Below are 25,711 nucleotides of genomic sequence, written 5' to 3'. Positions count from 1 at the left end.
CGGGGCATACGTACTCTCCCTGCCCTCTCGATCATGTCGAGGACGACGAGCGTGGGAGGTACCCGTGAGCAGCAACCTCTTCAGGACGAAGAGTGTCGAGCAGTCCATCGAGGACACTCAGGAACCCGAGCACGCGCTGAACAGGTCGCTGTCGGCCCTGGACCTCACCGTCTTCGGCGTCGGCGTCATCATCGGCACCGGCATCTTCGTCCTCACCGGGAAGATCGCCAAGGAGACGGCGGGCCCCTCGGTCGCCCTCGCCTTCGTGGTCGCGGGCGTGGTCTGCGCCCTGGCCGGCCTGTGCTACGCCGAGTTCGCCTCCACGGTGCCGGTGGCGGGCTCCGCGTACACCTTCTCCTACGCCTCGCTCGGGGAGTTCCCCGCCTGGATCATCGGCTGGGACCTGGTCCTCGAACTCGCCCTGGGCTGCGCGGTGGTGGCAGTCGGCTGGTCCGGCTACATCCGCTCGCTGCTCGACAACGCGGGCTGGCACCTGCCGCGGGAGCTGAGCGGCACCCATGACGGCACCTTCGGCTTCGACCTGCTCGCCGCGGTCCTCGTCCTGGTGCTGACCGGGATCCTGGTCGCCGGGGTGAAGTTCTCCTCCCGGGTGACCAGCCTGGTGGTGGCCGTCAAGGTGACCGTCGTCCTCATCGTGATCGTGGTCGGCGCCTTCCTGATCACCGGCGCCAACTACGACCCCTTCATCCCGCCCGCCGAGAGCGTCGAGGGCGGCGGCGGTATCACCGCCCCGCTGATCCAGCTGATGTTCGGCTACAACCCGGCCAGCTTCGGCGTGATGGGCATCTTCACCGCCGCGGCCGTGGTCTTCTTCGCCTTCATCGGCTTCGACATCGTCGCCACCGCCGCCGAGGAGACCCGCAACCCGCAGCGCGACGTCCCGCGCGGCATCCTCGGCTCGCTGCTGATCTGCACCACCCTCTACGTCCTGGTCTCGATCGTCGTCACCGGGATGCAGAAGTACGACAAGCTCACCGTGGACGCCCCGCTCGCGGACGCCTTCAAGGCCACCGGGCACCCCTTCTGGTCCGGACTGATCAGCTTCGGCGCGGCGGTCGGCCTGACCTCGGTCTGCATGATCCTGCTGCTCGGCCAGACCCGGGTCTTCTTCGCGATGAGCCGCGACGGACTGCTGCCGCGGACCTTCTCCCACGTCCACCCGACCTTCAAGACGCCCTACCGCTCGACCGTCCTGCTCGGCGTGATCGTGGCGGCCCTCGCCGGGTTCACCTCCATCGACGAACTCGCCGAGCTGGTCAACATCGGCACCCTGTTCGCCTTCGTGGTGGTCGCCGTCGGGGTCGTCATCCTGCGCCGCAGGCGCCCCGACCTGCACCGCGCCTTCCGTACCCCGCTGGTCCCGCTGGTGCCGATCGCCTCGGTGCTCGCCTCGCTGTGGCTGATGCTCAACCTGCCCGCCGAGACCTGGGTGCGCTTCGCCGTCTGGATGGTGATCGGGGTGGTCGTCTACTTCCTCTACGGACGCGGCCACAGCCGCCTGGGCCTCAGGGAGAAGGCCGGACGCGGCTGACCCCGCCGCACCCGGCCCCGTACGAAAGGCTCCCGGCCGCCCGCACCGCGCGGGGGACCGGGAGCCCTTGTGCGGAGCGGGAGTTCAGCAGAGCGGCACGCCCGGCAGCTGGGAGGCCGGATGGTTGATGAAGATGTTGGAGATGAAGCCGCGCTGGTCGCGCAGCCTGCTCCACCAGTTGTTGGTGTAGCCCTCCGCCGTCACGGTGTCGCCCTGCTTCTGGCACTCCACGAAGACCGCGGTCGGACCGCTGAGCGTGGTCACCACGGCGGCGTTCAGCTTGGCGTCCGCGCGCACGTTCACGCCCGAGCCCCAGGTGGTGAAGTTGGTCGGCCCGCCACCGCAGTTGTCACTGGTGAGGAAGTACTGGTTGTACGAGCCCGGGTAGGCCAGACCCTGGCCGTTGATCACGATGTTCTGGCCGACGCCGTTGAGCAGCTGCTCGTAGTGGATGTGCGCCCCGCTGGAGTTGCCGGTGGAGCCGGTGACCCCGATCTGCTGGCCCTGGGCGACCTGGGCCCCGTCCGCCACCGAGTACGCGGACAGGTGGAAGTAGTAGGTCGTCCAGCCGCCGCCGTGGTCGATGACGATGTAGTTGCCGGCGCCGCTCGGCTGCGAGTGCCGGGTGGCCCGGCCGGGGGCGGAGGCGAGGACGGGGGTGCCCGCGGTGGTCCCGCCGTCGGCGCGGACGAAGTCCAGCGCGCGCCGCACCTCGGCCGAGTGGTGGCTGTAGGTCCACTTCTGGCCGCAGGGGAAGGGTGCCCGGAAGTTCGGCGCGGCGAGCGCGGCGCGGGAGCCCGGTTCCGGGGCCTGCTGCGCCTGCGAGGGCACGGTCAGACCGAGGAAGCCGAGCAGCGTCACGGCGAGGACGGACAGCAGGCGTCTGAGAGGCATGGGGATATCAGCTCCTTGGGGAGGGCGGGGCAGGGGAGAGGCGCCGGCCGCGCAGGTGCGGCCGGCGCCCCACTGATCTCGGTTGTGCTCGCTCCCGGCTGTTCTCAACCGCTCTGGGGCAGGCCTACTTGGCGGCGCCGGTCCAGAGGTAGGTGACGGTCACCCAGCCGTTGTCGTTGAGGCCGACGTTGTAGAAGGTGCCGTCCGCGAGGTCGATGCCCGCCGGGTTGAGCACCGTGCGCCCGGAGCCGTCCTTGCCGCCGTTGTAGCCGGTCTCGTAGGCGGCCTGCGACTCCGGCATGCCCTGCGCCAGGTCCTGGAAGGACTCGCGCTCGGCGGAGGGGTTCCAGTAGTCGTCGCGGGTGTTCCAGGGGCCGACGTCCCACACCGGCGCCGTCTCGCAGCGGACCGGGCCGCAGACCTCCACCGAGAAGTCGCCCGAGCCGTTGGGCGAAAGTCCGCGCCGGGAGGGCAGCGCGACGAAGTGGTCGTTCGGCTGGATGACATGGCCGTTGGCGGTGGTGCCGCCGACCAGGCCCTCCCGGGTGGCGAAGACCTGGGCGGAGAAGGCGGCCGCTCCGGCGCGCTCACGGCCCGGCTGCTCGGCGCCGCGCGAGGCGGTCAGCCGGAGATCGCTCACCCGCGCCTCGCCCTTGGGGTCCTGGAAGGTGAGGCGCGCCTGCACGGTGCGGACCGTGCGCGGGAGCACGGCCTCGGCGCCGGTCGCCTCGCGCCACTCGGTCCAGCTGCCGTCGGCGGCCCGGCCGCGGACGTCGACGAGGACGGTGCCCTCGGGGACGGTGCCCGACAGCTCGGCCCGGACCCGGTTGACCTGCTTGTCGAGCTTCTTCGCCGCGAGCACCTGGGTCCCGTGGCCCCGCGTCCCCTCGGCCGAGGCGGCGCGCAGGGTGGTGCCGCGCAGCCGCAGGGCGCCGTCCGTCCAGCGGACGTTGGCGTCGTCGGCGTTCACCTCGTCCAGCGCGGCGGACCAGGAGACGGGACCGGCAGCTACGCGCGTCGATCTCGCCGAGTCGTCGGCGAGTGCCGAGGGCGCGGCGGCGGCGAGGCCGAGGACGGCGAGGGCGGAAAGGACGGCGGTGGTCGTGCGCCGTCGCGTCGGATGTACGGACATGTGTACGCTCCCCGATCGGTTCAGTGAGGCGCCTCGGATCGGCGCGGCACGCTCACGCTAATCAGTTGGCATGTCCGCGACAAGAAAGCCTCAGGGGTTGTTGCATTCCGCACAGATATCACGCAGCGACACCGCCGGCCCGGCAACCCGCCCGCGCACCGGCCGCCGTACACCGCTCGCTCACCGGCCGCCGTACACCGTCCGCGGCCCGACCGTCTCGGCGCCCAGCGCCGCCACCCGGCGCCGCAGTTCGCGGTCCGCGGTCACCACCACACAGGGCGCCCCGGCCTCGGCGACCAGCGCCACGATGCGGTCGTCGCCGCTGCCGGGCGCCGGATCCACCCGTACCCCCGGCACCGGCTCCACCCCGCGCGCCGAACCCTCCACCACGAGCACGATGTCCAGCGGTCCCGGCCGTTCGGCGAGGCCCGCCCCGGCGTACGGCACCAGGGCGTCCCGCAGCCGCCGGGCGGCCCCCTCGCGATCCCGCCACCAGCCGTCCGGCACCGAACCGACGACATTCGCCGCGTCCACGATCAGTAGCGTCGTCATGCCGGTCACGGCCTTCCTGGGTCTGCGGGAGCGGGGTGCGCCCCCACCGTACGGACTTCGGGGGTCTCCGGGACCCGCCCGCGGTTTCCGGACAGCGGAACGGGCCGCACCGGAGGCTCCGGTACGGCCCGTTCTGCGTGCTGGGAGGCGTTACGCCGGGACGCTCGCCACGCCCTGCGCGAGGAAGGGCTTGCCGTTGACCCGCCGGCTGACGCCCGCGCGGTCCAGGTACGGCGTGATGCCGCCCAGGTGGAAGGGCCAGCCCGCGCCGGTGATCAGGCAGAGGTCGATGTCCTGCGCCTCGGCCACCACGCCCTCGTCGAGCATCAGGCCGATCTCCTCGGCCACCGCGTCCAGGACCCGGTCGCGGGCCTGCTCCTCGGTGAGCGCCACATCGCCCTGCTTGAGCAGCGCCGCGACCTCCGGGTCGATCTCCGGCTTCCCGGAGTCGTGGATGTAGAAGCCGCGCTTGCCCGCCTCCACGACCGCCTTGAGGTTGGGGGAGACCGTGAAGCGGTCCGGGAAGGCGCGGTTCAGGGTCTCGGAGACATGCAGGCCGATCGCCGGGCCGACCAGCTCCAGGAGCACCAGCGGCGACATCGGCAGCCCGAGCGGCTCGATGGAGCGCTCGGCGACATCGATCGGGGTGCCCTCGTCGATGACGTTCTGGATCTCGCCCATGAAGCGGGTCAGGATGCGGTTCACCACGAACGCCGGGGCGTCCTTGGTGAGCACCGCGGTCTTCTTCAGCTTCTTGGCGACGGCGAAGGCCGTGGCCAGCGAGGCGTCGTCGGTCTGCTCGCCGCGCACGATCTCCAGGAGCGGCAGGATCGCGACCGGGTTGAAGAAGTGGAAGCCGACGACCCGCTCGGGGTTCTTCAGCTTCGAGGCCATCTCGGAGACCGAGAGCGAGGAGGTGTTGGTGGCGAGGATGGCGTGCGCCGGAGCGACCGCCTCGACCTCGGCGAACACCGTCTGCTTGACGCCGATCTCCTCGAAGACCGCCTCGATGACGAAGTCCGCGTCCGAGAAGCCCTCGGCCTTGTCCAGGACACCGGTGACCAGGGCCTTGTAGCGGTTGGCGGTGTCCTGGTTGACGCGGCCCTTGAGCAGCAGCTTGTCGATCTCCGCGTGGACGTAGCCCACGCCCTTGTCGATGCGCTCCTGGTCGATGTCGGTCAGCACGACCGGCACCTCCAGGCGGCGCAGGAAGAGCAGCGCCAGCTGCGAGGCCATCAGGCCCGCGCCGACCACACCGACCTTGGTGACCGGGCGCGCCAGGTTCTTGTCCGGGGCGCCGGCCGGGCGCTTGGCGCGCTTCTGCACCAGGTTGAAGGCGTAGATGCCGCTGCGGAGTTCGCCGCCCATGATCAGGTCGGCGAGCGCCTTGTCCTCGGCGTCGTAGGCCGACTGGAGGTCGCCGTCCTTGACCGCCGCGATGATGTCCAGCGCGCGGTAGGCGGCCGGGGCCGCGCCGTGCACCTTGGAGTCGGCGATCTCGCGGCCCTTGGCCACCGCCGCGTCCCAGGAGGCACCGCGGTCGACCTCGGGGCGCTCGACCGTGGTCTCGCCCTTGAGGACGGAGGCGGTCCACAGCAGCGACTGCTCCAGGAAGTCGGCGCCCTCGAAGATGGCGTCGGCGATGCCGAGTTCGAAGACCTGGGGGCCCTTGAGCTGCTTGTTCTGGTTGAGCGAGTTCTCGATGATGACCGAGATTGCCTTCTCCGGGCCGATCAGGTTCGGCAGCAGCGCGCAGCCGCCCCAGCCCGGGACCAGGCCGAGGAAGACCTCGGGGAGCGAGAAGGCGGGCAGCGACTTCACGACCGTGCGGTACGTGCAGTGCAGTCCGGCCTCGACGCCGCCGCCCATCGCGGCGCCGTTGTAGTACGCGAAGGTCGGCACGGCGAGCGAGGACAGGCGCTTGAAGACCTCGTGGCCGCTCTTGCCGATGGCGAGCGCGTCCTCGTGGTTCTTCAGGATCTCGACGCCCTTGAGGTCGGCGCCGACCGCGAAGATGAACGGCTTGCCGGTCAGGCCCACGGCGACGACGGAGCCGTCCGCGGCCTCCTTCTCGACCTGGTCGAGGGCGGCGTTCAGATTCGCCAGCGAGCCGGGACCGAAGGTGGTCGGCTTGGTGTGGTCGAAGCCGTTGTCGAGGGTGATCAGCGCGAAGCGGCCGGCCCCCAGCGGCAGGTCGAGGTGGCGCACGTGCGCCGAGGTCACGACCTCGTCCGGGAAGAGCTCGGCTGCGCCCTTCAGCAGCTCGGCGGTGGTGGTGCTCACTTGGTGCCTCCGTCGAAGTGGGGGTTCTCCCAGATGGTGGTCGCACCCATGCCGAATCCGACGCACATGCTGGTCAGGCCGTAGCGGACGTGCGGCTGCTCCTCGAACTGGCGGGCCAGCTGGGTCAGCAGGCGCACCCCGGAGGAGGCCAGCGGGTGACCGAAGGCGATCGCGCCGCCGTACTGGTTGACGCGCGGGTCGTCGTCGGCGATGCCGTAGTGGTCGAGCAGGGCGATCACCTGGACGGCGAAGGCCTCGTTCAGCTCGAAGAGGCCGATGTCCGCGATGGACAGGCCCGCCTTGGCGAGCGCCTTCTCGGTGGCCGGGACCGGGCCGTAGCCCATGACCTCGGGCTCCACCCCGGCGAAGGCGTAGGAGACCAGGCGCATCTTGACCGGCAGCTCGTGCTCGCGCGCGAAGTCCTCGGCGGCGATGATCGAGGCGGTGGCGCCGTCGTTGAGACCGGCGGCGTTGCCCGCGGTGACCCGGCCGTGCGGACGGAAGGGGGTCTTCAGGCCGGCGAGGTTCTCCAGCGTGGTGCCCGGGCGCATCGGCTCGTCGGCGGTGGCCAGGCCCCAGCCGGTCTCCCCGCCCTCGGGGCTGGTGCGGCGGATCGCGATCGGCACCAGGTCCTGCTGGATCCTGCCGTTGGCGTACGCCTTGGCGGCCTTCTCCTGGGAGAGCACCGCGTACTCGTCGGCGCGCTGCTTGGTCAGCTGCGGGAAGCGGTCGTGCAGGTTCTCCGCGGTCATGCCCATGAACATGGCGGACTGGTCGACCAGCTTCTCGCTGACGAAGCGCGGGTTCGGGTCGACGCCCTCGCCCATCGGGTGGCGGCCCATGTGCTCGACACCGCCCGCGATGACGGCGTCGTAGGCGCCGAAGGCGATGGAGCCCGCGGTGGTGGTCACCGCGGTGAGCGCACCGGCGCACATCCGGTCGATCGAGTAGCCGGGCACCGACTGCGGCAGTCCCGCGAGGATGCCGGCCGTACGGCCGAGGGTCAGGCCCTGGTCACCGATCTGGGTGGTCGCGGCGATGGCGACCTCGTCGATCTTGGCCGGGTCGAGGCCGGGGTTGCGGCGCAGCAGCTCCCGGATCGACTTGACGACCAGGTCGTCGGCGCGGGTCTCGTGGTAGATGCCCTTCGGGCCCGCCTTGCCGAACGGGGTACGGACGCCGTCGACGAAGACGACGTCCCTCACGGTACGAGGCACGATGGCTCTCCTCCAGAATGCGGGATGGCACTGCCGCGCGGCACGCCCCAACTGCCCGGCGCGCTGCGAATACCGCCATGCTACTTACGAGTAACCAGGCTGCCCAGTCCTGCGGGCATGAGCGGCGAAGGTCACACCCGGTTGCCGCCCCCGCCTGCCCCCTGAACGACGCAGCCGGTCCACCCGGGGGTGGAGAACCCGGGTGGACCGGCTGGTCGGCGCCCTGCCTGAGAAGCTCTCGGCGTGCGGTGCGGCGGCGGTGCCTCAGTCGCTCTTCGCGGCGAGCGCGCTCACCAGGAGCGGTGTCACCTGCTCGATCTGCCAGGCGCGCGCCCCGTGCGAGGCGAGCGCGGCGGCGACCGACTCCTCGTCCGCGTCGGCGGGCGGCTCCCAGCAGACGCGGCGCACGGTGTCCGGGGTGATCAGGTTCTCCTGCGGCATGTTCAGCCGCTCGGCAAGGGCCGAGACCCCGGCCCGCGCGGCCGAGAGCCGGGCGGCGGCCTCCGGGTCCTTGTCGGCCCAGGCCCGGGGCGGCGGCGGGCCCGTCACCTGCTGGCCCGGCTGAGGCAGCGCCGACTCGGGCAGCGCCTTCGCCCGGTCCACCGCGGACTGCCACTGGTCGAGCTGGCGCCGGCCGACCCGGCTGCCGAAGCCGGGCAGCGCGCCGAGGGCCTGGCTGTCCGCGGGCAGGGCGAGCGCCGCCTCCACGATGGCCGCGTCGCCGAGCACCTTGCCGGGGGAGATGTCCCGGCGCTGGGCGATCCGGTCGCGGGCCTGCCACAGCTCGCGCACCACGGCCATCTGCCGGCGGCGGCGCACCTTGTGCATCCCGGAGGTGCGGCGCCAGGGATCCTTGCGCGGCGGGGCGGGCGGTGCCGCGGCGATCGCCGCGAACTCCTGGTGGGCCCAGTCGAGTTTGCCCTGCCGGTCGAGTTCCTTCTCCAGCGCGTCGCGCAGGTCCACCAGGAGTTCCACGTCGAGCGCGGCATAGCGCAGCCAGGGCTCGGGCAGCGGCCGGGTCGACCAGTCGACCGCGGAGTGCTCCTTCTCCAGTACGTAGCCGAGCACGCCCTCGACCATGGCGCCGAGGCCGACCCGCGGGAACCCGGCGAGGCGGCCGGCGAGTTCGGTGTCGAAGAGGCGGCTCGGGACCATGCCTATGTCGCGCAGGCAGGGGAGGTCCTGGGTGGCCGCGTGCAGCACCCACTCGGCGTCGCCGATCGCGGCGCCGAGCCCGGACAGGTCCGGGCAGGCGACGGGGTCGATCAGCGCGCTGCCCGCGCCCTCGCGGCGCAGCTGCACGAGATAGGCGCGCTGGCCGTAGCGGTAGCCGGAGGCGCGCTCCGCGTCGACGGCGACGGGGCCGGTGCCCGCGGCGAAGGCGGCGGTCACCGCGGCGAGCGACTCCTCGTCGGCGGTGACCGGCGGGATGCCCTCGCGGGGCTCGAGCAAGGGGGTCGGCGCCTTTTCGACGTCGTCCGGAGGAGCGCCTCCGGTGGTTCGCAGTGGGCTGTCTGCTGCGGTCTCTTGGGCGTCGGTCACCCGTCAAGGGTATCTGCCTGCCCGAACGCCCGAGCTGCGCCTTCGCGCGAAAACACCCCTCACCTGCGCGGGAGTGGTCCGCGACCGGCGCACGGCAGCGCGCGGGGCCCTCGCCGGAACGTTCCGGCGAGGGCCCCGCGCGCCAGGGGAGGACGGGTGGCTCAGTGGATGATGCCGGTCCGCAGCGCGACCGCGACCATGCCGGCCCGGTCACCGGTGCCCAGCTTGCGGGCGATGCGGGCCAGGTGCGATTTGACGGTCAGCGCGGACAGGCCCATCGAGACGCCGATGGCCTTGTTGGACTGCCCCTCGGCGACCAGGCGCAGCACCTCGACCTCGCGGCCCGACAGCTCGCGGTAGCCGCCCGGGTGGCTCGGGGCACCCGGGGGGCGGCGGTGCATCCGGGCCGCGGCGGCGCCGATGGGGGCGGCGCCGGGACGGGTGGGGAGCCCGATGTTGGTACGGGTGCCGGTGACCACGTAGCCCTTCACTCCGCCCGCGAGGGCGTTGCGTACGGCTCCGATGTCGTCGGCGGCCGACAGGGCGAGGCCGTTGGGCCAGCCCGCGGCGCGGGTCTCGGACAGCAGCGTCAGGCCGCTGCCGTCGGGCAGATGGACGTCGGCGACACAGATGTCGCGGGGATTGGTGATTCGGGGTCGTGCCTCCGCGATCGACGACGCCTCGATGACGTCGCGCACTCCGAGCGCCCACAGGTGACGGGTGACGGTGGAGCGGACCCGGGGGTCGGCCACCACCACCATGGCGGTCGGCTTGTTCGGGCGGTAGGCGACCAGGCTTGCGGGCTGCTCGAGGAGAACGGACACCAGGCCTCCTGGGGTGCGGGAACGGCGTCGGCTTGGGGGGAGAAGCCGTAACGAACCGTGCTTTGTAGGTCACAGACCTCTTCGGCAGCGGGGGCGGCGGGCTTTAGGCAATGATCACGATTTGGTGAGTAACAATTCGTGCAATTCGGACGCGCGATCGATCATGAGCAGAGCGAACCGGTCCGGAACCGGCCCCGCTCGGGGTGGTGGAGGCGCCAGAAAGACGGCAGAAAGATCACAGAACCCGGTGGAAAACGCACCGGAACGATCATGCCGCGGGTCGGCGGCGCCCGGGCGCGCGGCCCCGGGCGCCGACCGCCCGGGGCGTCTGCTCAGTGCGCCTCGGGCCCCCGCCGCTGCGGCAGCGTCACCACCGAGCCGTCGGAGGGCGCGAGGGGCGGCAGCCCGGCCAGTTGGCACAGGAGTTCGCACCAGGCCGCGAGATGACCGGCGGTGTCGGGGGCCTGCCCGGCGCTCTCGTACGGGGTCCAGGAGGCGCGGATCTCGATCTGGCTGGCCGGCGGGCGCTCGGCGAGGCCGCCGAAGTGCTGCGAGGAGGCGCGGGTGACGGTGCCGCCGGGCTCCTTCACGGTGAGGCCCCGCGACTGCAGGGCGCCGGTCAGCCAGGACCAGCAGACCTCGGGCAGCAGCGGGTCCGCCGCCATCTCCGGCTCCAGTTCCGCGCGTACCAGGGTGACCAGGCGGAAGCCGCCCTGCCAGGCCTCGTGGCCCGCCGGGTCGTGGAGCAGGATGAGGCGGCCGTCGGCGAGGTCGTCCTCGCCGTCCAGTACGGCCGCTTCCAGGGCGTGGGCGTGCGGGGCCAGGCGCCGGGGCGCACGGACCGTCTCGATCTCGATGCCGGGGCGCAGCCGCGCCGAGTGGAGCTGCTCGACGGCGGCACGGAACACCGGCGGAACCTGCTCCGCCGGTGCCCGCTCCGCCTCCTGCGCCGTACTCTTCTCCGCCTCTTTCGCCGCTTCCCTCTCCCGGGGAGTGTCTGTTCCGCCAGCACCGTCCGACACGTGTCCTTGAGCCGCAGCCATGCCGAGGAGGGTAAGGGGAAGCGGGGCCGCACGCAGGGAGGGACACCCCCGCGCCGCGCCCACCGGCCGGATCTTGTCGTGACCTTGGCCGGTCCCGGCGCCCGGCCCCGCGGCGATGCCGCCCGCACCCGGCCCCGGACCGCGGGGCCGCCGCACCGCGGCAGCGGGAACCGGCGGGGCTCCCGGTGGCCGGAATGCGCCGTCCCCGCGCGCGGCGGGCCGCCCGGAGCATGGGAGGATTCCCCGGTGAGCGCCAACGACCTGCCCCCAGCTCAGTCCTCCGTCCCGGCCGGGGAGGCCCCCGCCGCGGGCCGGGCCCCGAGGAGTACGTACGACTCCGCCTTCCTGCGCGCCTGCCGCCGGGAGCCGGTGCCGCACACCCCGGTCTGGTTCATGCGGCAGGCGGGCCGCTCGCTGCCCGAGTACCTGAAGGCGCGCGAGGGCATCCCCATGCTGGAGTCCTGCATGCGGCCCGAGCTGGTCGCCGAGATCACCCTCCAGCCGGTGCGCCGCCACCAGGTCGACGCGGCGATCTACTTCAGCGACATCGTGGTCCCGCTCAAGGCCATCGGCATCGACCTGGACATCAAGCCGGGCGTCGGCCCTGTCGTCGAGCGGCCGGTGCGCACCCGCGCCGACCTCGACCGGCTGCGCGCGCTCACGCCCGAGGACGTCTCCTATGTCACCGAGGCGATCGGCCTGCTCACCGCCGAACTCGGGGCCACCCCGCTGATCGGCTTCGCCGGGGCGCCCTTCACCCTCGCCAGCTATCTCGTGGAGGGCGGCCCGTCCCGCAACCACGAGCACACCAAGGCGATGATGTACGGCGACCCGCAGCTGTGGGCCGATCTGCTCGACCGCCTCGCGGACATCACCTCGGCCTTCCTCAGGGTGCAGATCGAGGCGGGCGCCTCCGCGGTGCAGCTCTTCGACTCCTGGGTGGGCGCCCTGTCCCCGGCCGACTACCGGCGCTCGGTGCTGCCCGCCTCCGCCAAGGTCTTCGTGGCCACCGCCGGGTACGGCGTCCCGCGCATCCACTTCGGCGTCGGCACCGGCGAACTGCTCGGACTGCTCGGCGAGGCCGGGGCGGATGTCGTCGGCGTCGACTGGCGGGTGCCCCTCGACGAGGCCGCGCGCCGGGTCGGCCCCGGCAAGGCGCTCCAGGGCAACCTCGACCCCGCCGTGCTCTTCGCCGGTCCGGAGGCCGTGGAGGCCAAGACCCGGGAGATCCTGGACGCGGCCGCCGGTCTCGACGGCCATGTCTTCAACCTGGGCCACGGGGTGCTGCCCACCACCGACCCGGACGCGCTGAGCAGGCTCGTGGAGTACGTGCACACCCAGACCAAGCGCTGAACTCCCGGGCGGCGCCCGGCTGTCCGCCCGCTCAGCAGGCCTGCCGCCAGCTGCCCAGATCCAGCCGTTTGCGTACCGAGGACAGGCCGATCCGGCGGCTCCCGGGGCAGAAGCTGCCGGGTGCGACCGCGTACTCGGCGTGGAAGACCGCCTTTCCCGCGTCGAGGAAGGGCCGCAGCCGCTCGCACTCGTGGAACTGCGCACACTGCTCGTTGACGGCGAAGTCGAAGTCGTCGACGAGGGCGGGGATCTGCGAGAGGTCGTTCTTCAGGCCCACCGCGAGACCGCGTTCATGGGCGAGCGCGGCCAGCATCCGGTTGTAGCCGAGTTGGTCGGCGGCGGTGAGGGGGAAGCCGGTGTCCTCCTGGTAGGCGTCGAGGAGATCGGGCTCGACGGCGTCGAAGCCCTTCTTGCGGCACATGTCGAAGCGGGCGGCCATCAGCGGGCGCAGCCGCTCCCGCTGCCGGATGTCCAGCCAGCGCTCGCCGGGCCAGCCGTTCTGCCCGCCGCGCAGCGCGGGCGGGAAGTCGTCGGCGTCGGGCCGGAAGGACTCCCAGGCCCCGGCGTTGACGTAGCAGATCACCCGGCGCCCGTCCCGGTGCAGCCTCCGGATCTGGGCGCGGCTGGTCTCGAAGCCGTCCACGTCGTAGACCGGTACGTCCACGCCGGTGTCGAGCGGCCCGCTGAGCTGCCACTGCCAGTCGCTGCCCGGCTGCGGATGCCAGCGCGCGGGCGGCGGCCGGTGGTCCTCGCCCCCGCCGGTGGTGCAGGCGGCGAGCAGGCCGAGCAGGAGCAGCAGGCACAGCCGGGCCGGGTGGGCGGCGCGCAGGTTCACGCTGGGTCCTCGGTTCGCAGGGGGTTCCGGGGGTTCACGGCGGCCTCCGGCGGCAGGGCGGGCGGCCGGTTCCACGGGTTGGGCCCCGCGCCGGGCGCCGCGCAGTGCACACCGGCGCCCCGCTCGCGGGCCGTCCGCGCGGCCAGCTCGGCGAGCGCGGGCGGTACCCCGTACACCAGGTGGCAGAAGCGCTCCGGGGGATGGCGGGTGGTCCAGTCGGGCGCGGTGAAGGAGCCGAGGTAGGTCGACCAGTGGCCCTCGAAGGTGACGAGCAGGTCCGCGGCGCGGGCGTAGCCGGGGGCCGGGTGCACGCCCGGGTTGAGGACGACGGTCCGGGCGCCGCGGCCGCGGGCCGCGCGGACCAGGCCCCGGCAGGCCCGCAGCCCCGAGGCCCCCGGGTCCGTCCGGTCGAGGAAGCAGCCCTCGGTGCCGTACCAGTCCCGGTGGCGCTCCAGGTCCCGCAGCACCTCCCGGCGCGGGCGGCGCCCGTAGGCGGTGTCCACGTAGCCGAGCACCCGCACGCCCGCCGCCCGCAGCGCGCCGGAGGCGGCCGCGAACGCGGGATCGGGCGAACCGCCGGGCCCGTCGGCCGCGTTGAGCACCACCGCGTACATCCGCGACGGGGCCCCGGCCACCGACTGCCAGGCCGCGGGGTCCACGGCCGGGTGGACGTAGAGCGGTACGAGCAGGGTCATACGGGCTCCTCCGCCGGGGCGGGCGAGGCGGCGAGGGGCGTGCGGGGCACGAGGAGGCCGGCCGCCGAACCGCCTCCCGGTCCGCCCGCCCGCGCGGCCTCCGCCCGTGCCGCCCGCACCGTGGCCCTCTCCTTGCCGTCCCTGTCGGTCCCCACCGTCTCCCGCCCGTTCTCCTCCCAGAGCGCGGTCAGCGAGTCGGTCAGCGAGTGGCGCGGGCGCCAGCCGAGGGCGGTGGCGGCGCGGGTCACGTCCGCGCAGCTCCAGTCGACCTGCCCGGAGCGGGCCGAGCCGCCCCCGGCCTCCTCCCGCAGGCGCACGCCGGAGCCCGCGATCGCGAGCAGCGCGGTGGCCAACTCCCGTACCCGCACGGCCTCTCCGCTGCCGATGTTCACCACCCCGGGCAGCGGCCCCGGCGCCCGCAGCGCGAGGTGCACCGCCCGGGCCACATCGCGTACGTCCACGAAGTCCCGGTGGGCGGAGAGGTCGCCCACCCGGACCGCCGTCCCGGGGCCGGTCACCGCCGCCCGGCGCAGGGCCGCGGCGAGCCGGCCCGGCAGACCCGCCTCCGGGGCCCCGGCGCCGACCGGGTTGGTCACCCGCAGCACCACCGCGTCGGCCCCGGAGGAGGTGACGGCCAGGGTGCCCGCGAGCTTGGTCGCGCCGTAGTGGCCGAGGGGCGCGGCGGGCGCCTCCTCCCGCACCCGCTCCCCGTGCGGCACCCTGCCGTACTCGGCGGCGGAGCCGAGGTGGACCAGGCGGGCCCCGGGGGCGGCTTGCTTCAGCGCCGCGCAGAGCACCGCGGGCAGCCGGGAGTTGAGTGCGGACTGCTCCCCGGGGCCGCCGCCGACCGCGCCCGCGCAGTTGACCACCGCGTCCGGCGCGGCCGCCGTGAGCAGGGCGGCGAGCTCGGGGACGGTGACCGCGGCCAGGTCGGCGCGGAGGTCGGCCCCGGACCCGCGGCCCGCGGTGCACGGGAGGATCCCGCGCTCCGCGCGCAGCAGCCGGGTGAGGTGCCCGCCGAGGAAGCCGGTGGCACCGAGCACCAGTACCCGCATGCCCGTGCTCACGCTCCCTTCAGCAGCAGCGAACGGTGGGTGGTGAACTCGGCGTTGGCGCGGTCGTAGTCGTCCGGGCGGCCGATGTCGAGCCAGTAGCCGTCGAAGTCGTGGGCGTGCGGCGGGGTGTCCGCCTTGAGCAGGTCCAGGACGAGTTCGTCGAAGCCGAGCGGCAGGCCCGGGGTGTAGGCGGCCAGGGTCTCGCGGGAGAGCCCGTAGACGCCCATCGAGACGCGGTAGTTCATCCGGGGCTTCTCGGTGAAGGCGACCACCTTGCTGGAGTCGGTGGTCAGCACCCCGAAGTCGATGTGCACGTCGCGGGCGTAGGTGGCGATGGTCAGGGGCGCCCCGGAGTCGATGTGGCCGCGCAGGACCGAGGCGTAGTCGAGGTCGGTGAGGATGTCGCCGTTCATCACGAGGAAGTGCTCGGGCAGCCGGTCCATCATGGTCAGCAGCGGGCCCATGGTGCCGAGCGGGCTGTCCTCGGTGGAGTAGCCGACGCGCAGGCCCCAGCGGGCGCCGTTGCCCACGTAGGCGCGGATGATGTGGCCGAGATGGCCGATCGCGAGGGTGCAGCTGGTGAATCCGGCGGAGGCCAGCTGGCGCAGCACGATCTCCAGGATCGCGTGCTGGTCGCCGATCGGCACCAGCGGCTTGGGCAGCGCGGTGGTGTACGGCCGCAGCCGGACACCCTTTCCTCCGGCGAGAATGACTGCGTGCACGGGATGCCTCCCCTGTCGGGCCCTGCGGGCGGTGGTGGGCGGTACGTGGTGGTGCGCGGGGGTGGGACGGCGGCGGGCGCGCGAGGGCCGCGCCCGTCCGCGCTAGATGTTGTAGATGTCCGTCTTGTACCGCGCGAGGTTGGCCGGTTCGCGGAAGAAGGCGATGGTCTCGGCGAGTCCGCTCTCCAGGTCGTACGCGGGGCGCCAGCCGGTGGCCGCGCGCAGCCGCCCGGCGTCCGCGACCAGCCGCATGACCTCGGAGTTGGCGGGCCGGATGCGGGCGCAGTCCTCGCGTACGTCGAGGTCGGCGGACATCAGCTTGCCGATCAGGCGCACCAGGTCGCCGACCGAGATCTCGCCGCCGGTGCCCGCGTTGAAGGTGCGCCCGGCCACCTCGGCGGCCGGGGCGGTGCCGACCGCGAGGAAGGCCCGCGCGGTGTCCTTGACGAAGGTGAAGTCGCGGGTGGGGCGCAGGTCCCCGAGGGTGAGGGTGCGCTCGCCCGCGGCGATCTGCCCGATCACGGTGGGGATCACCGCGCGCATCGACTGCCGGGGGCCGAAGGTGTTGAAGGGCCGCAGGGTCACCACCGGGGTGCCGAAGCTCGCGTGGTAGCTGTCCGCGAGCCGGTCCGCGCCGGCCTTCGAAGCGGCGTACGGGGACTGGGTGTTGATCGGGTGGTCCTCGGTGATCGGCACGGTCAGCGCGGTGCCGTAGGTCTCGCTGGTGGAGGTGTGCACCAGCCGCGGGGTGCCGAGGCGGCGGACCGCTTCGAGGACGTTCAGGGTGCCGGTGATGTTGGTGTCCACATAGCTGTGCGGCGCCCGGTAGGAGTAGGGGATCGCGATGAGCGCGGCCAGGTGGTAGACGGCCTCGGCGCCCTCGATCAGCGCGTGCACCGAGCCCGGGTCGCGGACGTCGCCGAGCTGGATGTCCACCTCCTCGCGCACCTCGGCGGGCAGGGTCTCCAGCCAGCCGTAGGAGGAGAAGGAGTTGTACTGGACCATGGCGCGCACCCGGTGTCCGGCGCGGACCAGGGCCTCGGTGAGATGGGAGCCGATGAAGCCCTCGGCGCCGGTGACGGCGACGGTCGTGCCACCGTCGCCACCGGTGTCGGCGGGGATGGAGCGGTCGGCGGAAGTGCGGTTCACGTTCGCCTCCTGGGAGGGGAGTCGGGCACGGGCAGCGGGTGTCCGGGCGGTCGGGATCGCGGTACGGGTACGTACGGGTGCGGGTCAGGCGTGGGCGGTGGACCGGGCCGTGCGGGCCGCCGCGAGGGCGAGCAGTACGGTCCCGGCCGCGGTACAGCCGAGGAGCTGGGCCGGAGCCGGGGCGAGCAGGCCGAGTGCGGGCGGCAGGGCGGCGGTGAGGGCGGCCGCCGCGCAGCCGAGGGCGGCGGGCCAGGCGGTGCCGAAGGCCTGGAGGAGCAGGGCGGTGAAGAGCACCGCGGCCAGGGCGGTGAGCGGGGCCGGGGCGCTGCCCGTCAGGAGGCCCCCGGCGGCGACCGGAAGCAGATAGCAGCCGAGGCACAGGGCGAGGGCCCGGGCCGCGCGCAGGGCGAAGGCGGCCGGGGTGCGGCTGGCGCGCAGCGCCGAGACCGCGAGGCCCCGGAAGCGGAAGAGCAGCCATTCGGCGGGGCCCATGCTGAGGGTCAGCACCACCACGGCGAGCGGTTCCCGGCGTCCCGCCGTCAGGGCGAGCACCCCGGCCGCGAGCCCGAACAGGCCGTAGGGCAGGGAGCGGTGCCAGGCGGGCGCGGGTCCGGACGGCCGCTCCTGGCCGCGCAGCGGGAGCAGGGCGCGCACCGCGGCCGCCGCCGACAGGAGCACGGCCGCCAGGCAGAGCGAGGGCCCGGCCCAGGACGGCAGCACCCCGAGCGGCAGCACGGCCGCGTCCGCCGCCAGCGGGAGCAGGGCGCAGGCGAGGACCCGTTCGGCGCCCAGCACGAGCAGGACCCCGGCCGCCGCCAGATAGAGCGACTGCCCGGCGAGGAAGGCGGCGCCCTCGGCGGAGGGGGCGCAGGCCGCCCCGGCGCCGGTGGCCAGCACCGCCCCGGCCGGCGCCCCGAGGGCGAGGGTACGCCGCGCGGCCGGGCGTCCGGTGGCCAGGCGCAGATGGGCGCGGTGGCTGAGCGCCTGGGACCAGGCCCAGGACAGCAGCGCCGCGAGGACCAGGCCGCGCAGGGTGCCGCGGTCGTCGAGCGGTCCGGGGGCGAGCAGATAGCCGAGACCGGGGAGCGCGAACAGCAGCCCGCGCAGGGCGCAGCGGAGGGTGTCGGGGCGCCAGGGGTCCGGCGCGGGCGGGGGCGCGGGGTGGCTGCGCGGCACCCGCCGGTGCAGGTCCTCGGCGAGCTGGAACAGGTCCCGGTGCCCGTACTCGCGCCGGATCCTGCTCTCGGTCATGCCGAGCGACTCCAGGAGGGCGGCGACCTCGTACGGGTGCACGGCGGGGCCGGTCCGGTCGGCGAGTTCCGCGGCGAGCAGGTCCACCGGGTCGGCGCCGTCGGCGGCCGCCACCGCGGGGGTGCCGCGCCCGCCGGGCAGCCGCAGCACCGCGGCCACCGGCTCGGCCGTGCGCGCCGCCTCGGTCAGCGGCATCGGCCCGCTCATCCGGCGGCCTCCCGGGAGGGCGCGGATATCCGCAGGGGGGCGGCGGCGCGTGCCGCCCGCCGGGGTCCGGCCGCCGGGTGCCGCGCCTCGTCGGGCGCCGCGGCCAGGTGCAGCGGAGGCGTGAAGTCCTCGGCGCCGGAGGCGAGTCGGCCGTAGATCTCGCGGAAGGTGTCGACCGTGCGGCGGAGGGTGAACTGCTCGATCACCCGCAGCCGGGCCGCCTCGCCGAGGGCCGTCCGGCGCCCGGGGTCCCGCAGCAGCGCGAGGGCGGCGTCCGCCATGGCCCGCGGATCCCTCGGCGGCACCACGAGACCGGTCTCGCCCACGGCCTCCCGGACACCGCCGACATCGGTGGAGACGGTGGCCCGGCCGCAGGACATCGCCTCGATCAGGGTGAAGGGGAAGCCCTCGCTGATGCTGGAGAGCATGACCACGTTCCCGGCCGCGTAGGCGTCGGTGATGTCCTCCACCCGGCCCTCGAAGACCACCGCCTCGCCGTGGCCGAGGGAGGCGGCCAGCTGCGCGCAGCGCTCGCGGTAGGCCTCGCCGCCGCGCGGGGTGCCGCCGAAGAGCCGCAGCCGCGCCCCCGGGATCTCCTCGCGGACCAGGGCGAAGGCGCGTACCAGGGTCTCCAGGTCCTTGATCGGGTCCACCCGGCCCGCCCAGCTGAGGGTGGGCTGCTCGGGCTCGGGACCTGCGGGCGGGAAGTCCGCGGGATCGACGCCGTTGTAGACGGTACGGATGCGCTCGGGGGCCGCGCCGCCCTGCTCCTCCCAGAGCCGGTTGTAGCGGTTGCCCGGGGTGATCAGGCTCGCCCTGCGGTACGTCTCCTCGGCGAGCAGCCGGAAGAAGCCGAGCAGCAGGGCCTTGACCGGCCAGCCGCAGTTGCCGGTGCGGTAGCCGAGGTAGCGCTCGCGCAGATAGACGCCGTGCTCGGTCAACAGCAGCGGCACACCGTGCAGTTCGCGGGCGGCGAGCCCCGGCAGCGCCGCGAGCCCGCCGCTGACCGCGTGGCTCAGCCCGGTCTCGGGCGGGGCCGCGGCCAGCGGGCGCAGGGCGTGTTCGAGCAGCCCGGTGGCGGTCACCGCGTCGTGCAGGCTCGGTCGCGCCGCGGCCACGGCGAGGCCGGGGCTGTTCCACACCCGGGTCAGCACGCGCACCGCCTGCTCGCCGCGGAGCAGGGCGGCGAGCGCGCCCTGTCGTGCGTGCCGGGCGAGGCGGTAGAGGGCGGGCGCGAAGCCGTCCTCGGCCTCGGGGTCGAGCAGCGCCCGCAGGAACTGCTCGTAGTCCGCGCGGAGTCGGCGCCCGGCCCGGCCGCGCGGGGTGCGGCCCGCGGGCGCCGGGCCCCACAGGGGTATCTGCTTCATGCCGCGCACCTGCGCGGGCAGCTCCCAGACGGGTTCCTCGCGGCCGGTGCCGGTCAGCGCGAGGACGTGGAACTCGGTCTCCGGCATGCCGCGGACGAGCTGGTCGCACCAGACGCTCACCCCGCCGTGGCTGTGCGGGTAGGTGCCTTCGGTCAGCAGCGTGACCCGTGGCGCGCCGCCGGGGCGCGCGGGACTCGCGGGTGGGCGCATCGAGCCGCTCCAGTGGTGGTCCGTGCACGGGACGGGCGCCCGCCCGCCGTGCCGGGGCACGGCGGCGGGGCGGCGGGGCCGGTCCCGGTGAGGGTGGGTGACGGGGTGCAGCGGTGCGGGCCCAGGGGCTGTCTTCAGACTTCCCTCGTCGCCCGGAGGGCGGCGTCGTGGCGCAGAGGGGAGTTTGACGACAGGCCCTAGCGGCCCCGGGACGGCGGCGCCTGCCGGACGGGGCCGGGAGCCGCCTGCTTCCTGACGCCCTGCGGTACGGGCAACTTCCGTACCTCGGCGGGCAGTTGGGCGCGGCTCGCGGTGGCCGCCGGGGCGAGGGGCGCGTTCGGGACGTTCAGCGAGACCTGCCCCTGGAGCAGGGCGGGGGAGACCCAGCCGCCGAGCCGCCCGGCGTAGGCGGAGCCGAAGGGGGTGCTGCCGAGGAGGAGGTTCTGCCGGGTGCCCGCGGGCATGGTGGCGAGGGTCTCCACGCCCGCCGGGGTCTGCACGGTGATGGTCTCGCCGACGCGGTAGGCGGTGACCTTGTTCGCCCGTACCGCGTCCTGGAAGGCGGCGCGCTTGCGCAGCTCCTCGCCGGTGTCGGCCATCCGCGGGTTCACCAGCGGGGTGTTCGCGGCGAAGAGCGAGGCGTAGGAGGAGAGGACCTTCTCCAGGACCGGGTAGGCGATCCGGTCCTCGGCCAGGTTCGACTGGTGGATGAAGTGCGGGCGCACATCGCCGGAGAGGACATGGCCGAGGGCGAGCGCCGACTCCAGCGGCACGATCCGGTCCCGGTAGCCGGTCGCGGTGTCCAGCGGGGCGTCCAGGCAGGTGGTCACCGGGGAGGTCTCGCAGACCCCGCTGCCGCCGTCGGCGCGGCGGGTGTAGATCCAGTTGTACTCGTCGACCTGCTCCTCGGCGCGGCCCACGTTGTAGAAGATGTTCATCGGGTAGCGCGGCACGGTACGGGCGGATCCCGCCGAACGCTGCGCGGGCTCACGGGAGTTGTCGGAGCCGAGCCAGCCGATGCCGTTCTCGGCCAGCGCGGGCGCGAGGTTCGGGTTGTCCGCGGGCTGCTGCGGCAGCACCTTCAGGCCCGAGTGCTCGCCGGTGACCAACTCCTTCTCGTTCAGCGGGAGTTTGGCCTTCTGGCCCCAGCGGCGGTTCTCCGAGATCTGCTGCGAGATCTCGCTGCGGGGGACGTAGCGCACGGCGCCCGAGGCGTCGGTCGCGCACTTCCACGGCACCGCCGAGACGTCCTGGACGCAGCCCAGGAAGGGGTGTTCGTAGGTGTGGTTGACCCAGCGGTAGTCCGCGCGGTCGGCGAGCAGCCGGTCGGCCAGCGGGTCGCCGCCCTCCTGCTCGCGGTACTGGTCGCTGCCCGCGCCGTTGTAGACCAGGTCCAGGGTCAGCCCGTGCTCGCGCGACCAGCTCCGGGCGTAGGCGGCGTCCTCGGCGGTCATCCGGATCGGGTCCGGTTCGCCGCCGCCGCCCGCGCAGTCGATGTCGCCGGGCGTGCAGTTGAGCGCGCTGTCCCAGCGGTCGTCCGCGGCGAAGACGTCGTCGACGTGCACCGTGAAATGGTGGCGCGAGGCCCCGAGGTGGATCCCCTGGGTCATCCAGTCCACGATGCCCCGGGCCAGCAGCCGGAACTGCTGCTGGTACTGGTTGTAGGCGAAGGTGACCACGAGCTCGCGCCGCCCGTCGTGCCGGTACTCGCCGACCAGCGAGCCCCGCCCGCCCCCGGCCAGCGGCGCGTCCACGTACGGGGTGAAGTCGGCGCCCGGCGCGGGCGCCGCGAGGAAGCCGTAACTCTCGCTCACCGAGGGGGAGTTGTCCTCGAAGGGCACCGCGCCGCGCAGATAGCCGAAGGGGCCGGAGCGCCCCGCCTCGGTGACCGCGGCCTGCACCCCGTCCAGCGAGCGGCTGTCCCCGGGCTCCGGATAGCCGAGGCCCGCCTCGGGGTTGGCCCAGGTGTAGGCGTCCACCTGCGGGATCCCGTAGCGCTGCTCGTAGGCGGCGAGGGCGGCGAGTTCGGGCGACCCCGAGCCGAAGGGGTTGGCGTCCGGCAGCACCACGGCCTGGAACTTCGCCCGCGGACGTCCCCCTACGGAGTCCGCGAGGAAGGCGGCGGTGAGCACCGGACGCCCGGCACTGTTCAGGTCCACCCGGGTGTACGGGGTTCCCTGGGCGTCGAGTTCGGCCCGTACCGCCTCGACGGCGGGGCCGCCGTCCGAGACGAGCAGGACCCGCAGGTCGACCCGCGGTTGCGGCTGCGCGGGCGCCGCCGATGCCCCGGCCGGTGCCGTGAGCGTGAGAAGCAGGGCGCCTGCGGCCAGCGCCGCCGCTCGCGCGGTGTTCTTCATCCGGTGTTCGTTTCCCTTCGTCGGGCCATGCCGGGGCATGGCCCGTCCCCCCCAGCGGTCCGGAGTACGCGGTGCGTGTCCGGCTCGCTCTGCCGCGTCACATAGTGCGGCTCGGGTGTGCGGGGTGCGAGGATTCTGTGAACGTTGACCGAAAAAAGGCGTCAAGGTCATCCCGGTCCACTTCGGGCAGCGGACGGGCTCTTCGGGGAGGGGCGCCCGGCACCCCGGCCGCGTTTGCGCAGCTCTGCTGATCAACTGTCAACAGTGCCCGGGGGCGGGCGAGTTGGGGAAGCGCTCGCGCACGATCCGGGCCGGGCCCGCTGACCTGGACCATTGGTCAACCGGAACCGGACAGCGCCGGTCGCCGCGTGCCCGGCGCCGACGGCGGTGCCGTGCGCGGGGCGCACCGCTGAACGCGCCCCTTCGCGCCCGCGGACAAGCGTGCGACCGCGCCCCTCGTACGCGCCGCACGCCCCGCTTCCGGGAGAACCGGAAGCTCAGTACCCCGCCTCCCGGACCGCCTGCGCCGCCTTGCGCGCGGCCACCAGGACGGGGTCCCACACCGGCGAGAACGGCGGGGCGTAGCCGAGGTCCAGGGCGGTCATCTGCTCCACGGTCATCCGGGCGGTCAGGGCCACGGCCGCGATGTCCACGCGCTTGGCGGCGCCCTCGCGGCCCACGATCTGCACCCCGAGCAGCCGTCCGGTGCGGCGCTCGGCGAGCATCTTCACCGTCATCCGCCCGGCGTCCGGGTAGTAGCCCGCCCGGCTGGTCGACTCGATGGTCACCGCGTGGAACTCCAGGCCCACCGCGCGGGCGTCCTTCTCCCGCAGACCGGTCCGCGCGATCTCCAGGTCGCAGACCTTGCTCACCGCGGTGCCGACCACACCGGGGAAGGTCGCGTAGCCGCCGCCCGCGTTGGTGCCGATCACCTGGCCGTGCTTGTTGGCGTGGGTGCCGAGCGCGATGTGCCGCTCCTGACCGGAGACCAGGTCGAGCACCTCCACGCAGTCGCCGCCGGCCCAGATGTTCTCCTGCCCGCGCACCCGCATCGCGAGGTCGGTGAGCAGCCCGCCGTACGCGCCGAGCGGCAGACCGGCGGCCTCGGCGAGCGAGGTCTCCGGCCGCACCCCGGTGCCGAGGACCACCACCTCGGCCGGGTGGCGCCCCTCCGCGGTGGTCACCGCGCGGGCCCGGCCGTCCTCGCCGGTCTCGATCCCGGTGACCTCGGCCCCGTTGACCATCTCGATGCCGAGTCCGCACATCGCCTCGTGCACCTGGCGCCCCATGTCCGGATCGAGGGTGGCCATCGGCTGCGCCGAGCGGTTGAGCACGGTCACCGCGTAGCCGCGCTGGATCAGCGCCTCGGCCATCTCGACCCCGATGTACCCGGCGCCGATGACGACGGCCCGCCGGGGCCCGCCCGGCGCGAGCGAGTCGAGCAGCGCCTGCCCGTCGTCCAGGGTCTGCACCCCGTGCACCCCGGGGGCGTCGATCCCCGGCACCGGCGGGCGCAGCGGCCGCGCCCCGGTGGCGATCACCAGCTTGTCGTACGAGGTCCACTCCTCGGCGCCCGACTCCAGGTCCCGGGCGCGCACCCGGCCGCGGCCGGTGTCGATCTCGGTGACCTCGGTGCGCATCCGCAGCCCGATCTCCCGCTCCCGGTGCTGCGCGGGCGAGCGGGCGATCAGCGCCGCCCGCTCCTCGACGACCCCGCCCACCCAGTACGGGATCCCGCAGGCCGAGTAGGAGGTGAAGTGACCGCGCTCGAAGGCGAGGATCTCCAGCTCCTCGGGGCTCCGCAGCCGCCGGGCCTGCGAGGCGGCCGACATGCCCGCCGCGTCCCCGCCGATGATGACCAGCCGCTCGCGCATCGCACACTCCCCGGGTCCGGGTCCACCGCCCCGTGCCCGGGGCCCGACTGGTGATCACCGTAGCCGGGGCGCCCCCGCCGCCCGGCCTCCGCTCCGTACGGCGCCGGGTGTTTGAGAGAGTGGCCCCATGGACGCAGCGCAACCGGCGCGGGCCGGGGCCCCGCACGCCGTCGTCGTCGGAGGCGGGATCACCGGCCTCGCCGCCGCCCACCGGCTGCTCGGCGCCGGATACACCGTCACCCTCGCCGAGGCCTCCGAGCGCCTCGGCGGCAAGCTCCTGCCCGGCGAGATCGCGGGCGTACGGGTCGACCTCGGCGCCGAGTCGCTGCTCGCCCGGCGCCCCGAGGCCGTGGAACTCGCCCGGGCCGCGGGACTCGGCGCGCGCATCGAGGCCCCGGCGACGGCGAGCGCCTCGCTGTGGACGGGCGGTGCGCTGCGCCCGATGCCCAAGGGCCATGTGATGGGCGTACCCGGCGACCCCGAGGCGCTCGCCGGGGTGCTCTCCGCGGAGGGCCTCGCCCGGATCGCCCGGGAGCGGGAGCTGCCGCCGACCGATATCGGCGAGGACATCGCGGTCGGCGCCTATGTCGCCGAGCGCCTGGGCCGCGAGGTGGTGGACCGCCTTGTGGAACCCCTCCTCGGCGGCGTCTACGCCGGGGACGCCTACCTGCTCTCCCTGCGCTCGGCCGTGCCCCAGCTCTTCGAGGCCGCCCGCCACCACACCTCCCTGCTCGACGCGGTCACCGAGATCCAGCGCCGGGCCGCCCGCAACCCGGCGGCCGGGCCGGTGTTCGCCGGGATCGACGGCGGGGTCGGAAGCCTCCCGCTCGCCGTCGCCGAGCGGGTACGCGAACAGGGCGGCCGCATCCTCACTGGCACCCCCGTGACCGCGCTGCGCCGCCCGGTGCCCGGCGGCCCCTGGCAGATCGGCACCCGCGAGGGCGTCCTCACCGCGGACGCCGTGGTCCTCGCGCTGCCCGCCGCCCCGGCCGCCCGGCTCCTGGAGACGGTGGCCCCCGCCGCCGCGGCCGAACTGCGCACGATCGAGTACGCCTCGATGGGGCTGGTCACCCTCGCCTACCGGGCACGGGACGCCGCCGGGCTGCCGGAGGGCAGCGGCTTCCTGGTGCCGCCGGTCGAGGGCCGCACCATCAAGGCCGCCACCTTCGCCGGCCGCAAATGGGGCTGGATCGCCCGGCAGGACCCGGAGTTGCTGGTCCTGCGGACCTCGGTCGGGCGGCACGGCGAGAGCGCGGTCCTCGCCCGCGAGGACACGGAACTGGTCGAGATCTCCCGGCGGGACCTGCGCGACGCCACCGGCCTGGACGCCGAGCCGGTCGCCTCCCGGGTGACCCGCTGGCACGAGGGGCTGCCGCAGTATCCGGTGGGGCACGCCGCCCGGGTCGCCCGGATCCGCGGGCACCTGGCGCCGCTCCCCGGCCTCGCCGTCTGCGGTGCCGCCTACGACGGCGTCGGGGTGCCCGCCTGCATCGCCGGTGCCCGGGCCGCCGCGGACGCGCTCACCGGGGACGCGGGGGCGCTCGCCGCGCTCGCCCGGAACCCGGTGCAGAGCACCCACGGCGGCGCGGGAGAATAG

The 25,711-nt window shown here is 74.2% G+C and carries 20 protein-coding genes; 3 read left to right on the top strand and 17 right to left on the bottom strand.

Annotated features, from left to right (window positions below; genetic code table 11):
* Positions 1-64 precede the first annotated feature (64 nt).
* A complete protein-coding gene (locus tag MID12_RS03105) occupies positions 65-1,552 on the top strand; it encodes an amino acid permease (RefSeq protein ID WP_263164714.1) in 1,488 nt (495 codons plus the stop codon).
* Positions 1,553-1,636: 84 nt separating this feature from the next.
* On the opposite strand, the gene MID12_RS03100 is transcribed toward MID12_RS03105, so the two are convergent.
* The 8 genes from MID12_RS03100 to MID12_RS03065 form a co-directional block, all read right to left on the bottom strand.
* Positions 1,637-2,446 carry a M23 family metallopeptidase gene (locus tag MID12_RS03100; RefSeq protein WP_263164712.1) on the bottom strand — a complete coding sequence of 270 codons (810 nt, stop codon included), beginning with the start codon at positions 2,444-2,446 and terminating at the stop codon, positions 1,637-1,639.
* Positions 2,447-2,570: 124 nt separating this feature from the next.
* On the bottom strand, positions 2,571-3,578 hold the full coding sequence (locus MID12_RS03095) for a hypothetical protein (protein ID WP_052482074.1): 1,008 nt from the start codon (positions 3,576-3,578) through the stop codon (positions 2,571-2,573).
* 180 nt (positions 3,579-3,758) lie between these two features.
* On the bottom strand, positions 3,759-4,130 hold the full coding sequence (locus MID12_RS03090; protein ID WP_040256118.1) for an NTP pyrophosphohydrolase: 372 nt from the start codon (positions 4,128-4,130) through the stop codon (positions 3,759-3,761).
* Between the two features lie 150 nt (positions 4,131-4,280).
* A complete protein-coding gene (locus tag MID12_RS03085; RefSeq protein ID WP_263164709.1) occupies positions 4,281-6,413 on the bottom strand; it encodes a 3-hydroxyacyl-CoA dehydrogenase NAD-binding domain-containing protein in 2,133 nt (710 codons plus the stop codon).
* A complete protein-coding gene (locus MID12_RS03080) occupies positions 6,410-7,630 on the bottom strand; it encodes a thiolase family protein (RefSeq protein ID WP_040246581.1) in 1,221 nt (406 codons plus the stop codon). Before MID12_RS03080 ends, MID12_RS03085 begins: the two co-directional genes overlap by 4 nt.
* 264 nt (positions 7,631-7,894) lie before the next feature.
* Entirely contained in the window at positions 7,895-9,172 is a 1,278-nt protein-coding gene (locus tag MID12_RS03075) for a ribonuclease D (RefSeq protein ID WP_263164707.1), read from the bottom strand.
* Between the two features lie 161 nt (positions 9,173-9,333).
* Positions 9,334-9,996, bottom strand: a complete 663-nt coding sequence (locus tag MID12_RS03070) for a response regulator transcription factor (protein ID WP_040246578.1) — start codon at positions 9,994-9,996, stop codon at positions 9,334-9,336.
* 332 nt (positions 9,997-10,328) lie between these two features.
* The gene (locus MID12_RS03065; protein WP_040256117.1) at positions 10,329-11,039 is read right to left on the bottom strand and encodes a DUF3000 domain-containing protein; all 711 of its coding nucleotides are present in this window, start codon (positions 11,037-11,039) and stop codon (positions 10,329-10,331) included.
* Between the two features lie 246 nt (positions 11,040-11,285).
* Here MID12_RS03065 and hemE point away from each other — a divergent pair, with 246 nt between their 5' ends.
* On the top strand, positions 11,286-12,392 hold the full coding sequence (gene hemE, locus MID12_RS03060) for a uroporphyrinogen decarboxylase (protein ID WP_263164705.1): 1,107 nt from the start codon (positions 11,286-11,288) through the stop codon (positions 12,390-12,392).
* 31 nt (positions 12,393-12,423) lie between these two features.
* Here hemE and MID12_RS03055 read toward each other — a convergent pair whose 3' ends face one another.
* The 9 genes from MID12_RS03055 to MID12_RS03015 all read right to left on the bottom strand — a co-directional run bounded on the left by MID12_RS03055 (position 12,424) and on the right by MID12_RS03015 (position 24,114).
* The gene (locus tag MID12_RS03055; protein ID WP_411577038.1) at positions 12,424-13,221 is read right to left on the bottom strand and encodes an endo alpha-1,4 polygalactosaminidase; all 798 of its coding nucleotides are present in this window, start codon (positions 13,219-13,221) and stop codon (positions 12,424-12,426) included.
* A 2-nt stretch (positions 13,222-13,223) separates the two neighbouring features.
* Positions 13,224-13,922 carry a spherulation-specific family 4 protein gene (locus tag MID12_RS03050; protein WP_052482073.1) on the bottom strand — a complete coding sequence of 233 codons (699 nt, stop codon included), beginning with the start codon at positions 13,920-13,922 and terminating at the stop codon, positions 13,224-13,226.
* A complete protein-coding gene (locus MID12_RS03045; protein ID WP_411576898.1) occupies positions 13,919-14,989 on the bottom strand; it encodes an NAD-dependent epimerase/dehydratase family protein in 1,071 nt (356 codons plus the stop codon). The genes MID12_RS03050 and MID12_RS03045 overlap by 4 nt, the downstream gene beginning before the upstream one ends.
* Positions 14,986-15,699 (bottom strand): NDP-sugar synthase, encoded by a 714-nt coding sequence (locus MID12_RS03040; RefSeq protein WP_040246574.1) that lies wholly within the window; start codon positions 15,697-15,699, stop codon positions 14,986-14,988. Before MID12_RS03040 ends, MID12_RS03045 begins: the two co-directional genes overlap by 4 nt.
* 102 nt (positions 15,700-15,801) lie before the next feature.
* On the bottom strand, positions 15,802-16,821 hold the full coding sequence (locus tag MID12_RS03035; RefSeq protein WP_040256113.1) for an SDR family NAD(P)-dependent oxidoreductase: 1,020 nt from the start codon (positions 16,819-16,821) through the stop codon (positions 15,802-15,804).
* A 111-nt stretch (positions 16,822-16,932) separates the two neighbouring features.
* Positions 16,933-18,306 (bottom strand): hypothetical protein, encoded by a 1,374-nt coding sequence (locus MID12_RS03030; RefSeq protein ID WP_263164701.1) that lies wholly within the window; start codon positions 18,304-18,306, stop codon positions 16,933-16,935.
* On the bottom strand, positions 18,303-19,883 hold the full coding sequence (gene pelF / locus MID12_RS03025) for a GT4 family glycosyltransferase PelF (protein WP_263164699.1): 1,581 nt from the start codon (positions 19,881-19,883) through the stop codon (positions 18,303-18,305). Before pelF ends, MID12_RS03030 begins: the two co-directional genes overlap by 4 nt.
* Positions 19,884-20,080: 197 nt before the next feature.
* Complete coding sequence (locus tag MID12_RS03020; RefSeq protein WP_263164697.1) at positions 20,081-22,240, bottom strand: hypothetical protein; 2,160 nt, start codon at positions 22,238-22,240, stop codon at positions 20,081-20,083.
* Between the two features lie 497 nt (positions 22,241-22,737).
* Complete coding sequence (locus MID12_RS03015) at positions 22,738-24,114, bottom strand: FAD-dependent oxidoreductase (RefSeq protein WP_263164695.1); 1,377 nt, start codon at positions 24,112-24,114, stop codon at positions 22,738-22,740.
* A 127-nt stretch (positions 24,115-24,241) separates the two neighbouring features.
* Here MID12_RS03015 and hemG point away from each other — a divergent pair, with 127 nt between their 5' ends.
* The gene (gene hemG / locus MID12_RS03010) at positions 24,242-25,711 is read left to right on the top strand and encodes a protoporphyrinogen oxidase (RefSeq protein WP_263164694.1); all 1,470 of its coding nucleotides are present in this window, start codon (positions 24,242-24,244) and stop codon (positions 25,709-25,711) included.

The organism is Streptomyces sp. SCSIO ZS0520 (genome assembly GCF_025643355.1).
GTDB classification, from domain to species: Bacteria; Actinomycetota; Actinomycetes; order Streptomycetales; family Streptomycetaceae; genus Streptomyces; species Streptomyces physcomitrii.
Note: the sequence above shows the minus strand (reverse complement) of the source record. Positions and strands in the feature narration are given on the sequence as shown.

Excerpts from the sequence above, each read along its gene's own strand:
- pelF (WP_263164699.1), bottom strand. The coding sequence starts at position 19,883 with ATGCGCCCACCCGCGAGTCCCGCGCGCCCCGGCGGCGCGCCACGGGTC.
- MID12_RS03065 (WP_040256117.1), bottom strand. The coding sequence starts at position 11,039 with ATGGCTGCGGCTCAAGGACACGTGTCGGACGGTGCTGGCGGAACAGAC.
- MID12_RS03050 (WP_052482073.1), bottom strand. The coding sequence starts at position 13,922 with ATGACCCTGCTCGTACCGCTCTACGTCCACCCGGCCGTGGACCCCGCG.
- MID12_RS03100 (WP_263164712.1), bottom strand. The coding sequence starts at position 2,446 with ATGCCTCTCAGACGCCTGCTGTCCGTCCTCGCCGTGACGCTGCTCGGC.
- MID12_RS03090 (WP_040256118.1), bottom strand. The coding sequence starts at position 4,130 with ATGACGACGCTACTGATCGTGGACGCGGCGAATGTCGTCGGTTCGGTG.
- MID12_RS03015 (WP_263164695.1), bottom strand. The coding sequence starts at position 24,114 with ATGCGCGAGCGGCTGGTCATCATCGGCGGGGACGCGGCGGGCATGTCG.
- MID12_RS03095 (WP_052482074.1), bottom strand. The coding sequence starts at position 3,578 with ATGTCCGTACATCCGACGCGACGGCGCACGACCACCGCCGTCCTTTCC.
- MID12_RS03020 (WP_263164697.1), bottom strand. The coding sequence starts at position 22,240 with ATGAAGAACACCGCGCGAGCGGCGGCGCTGGCCGCAGGCGCCCTGCTT.
- MID12_RS03030 (WP_263164701.1), bottom strand. The coding sequence starts at position 18,306 with ATGAGCGGGCCGATGCCGCTGACCGAGGCGGCGCGCACGGCCGAGCCG.
- hemG (WP_263164694.1), top strand. The coding sequence starts at position 24,242 with ATGGACGCAGCGCAACCGGCGCGGGCCGGGGCCCCGCACGCCGTCGTC.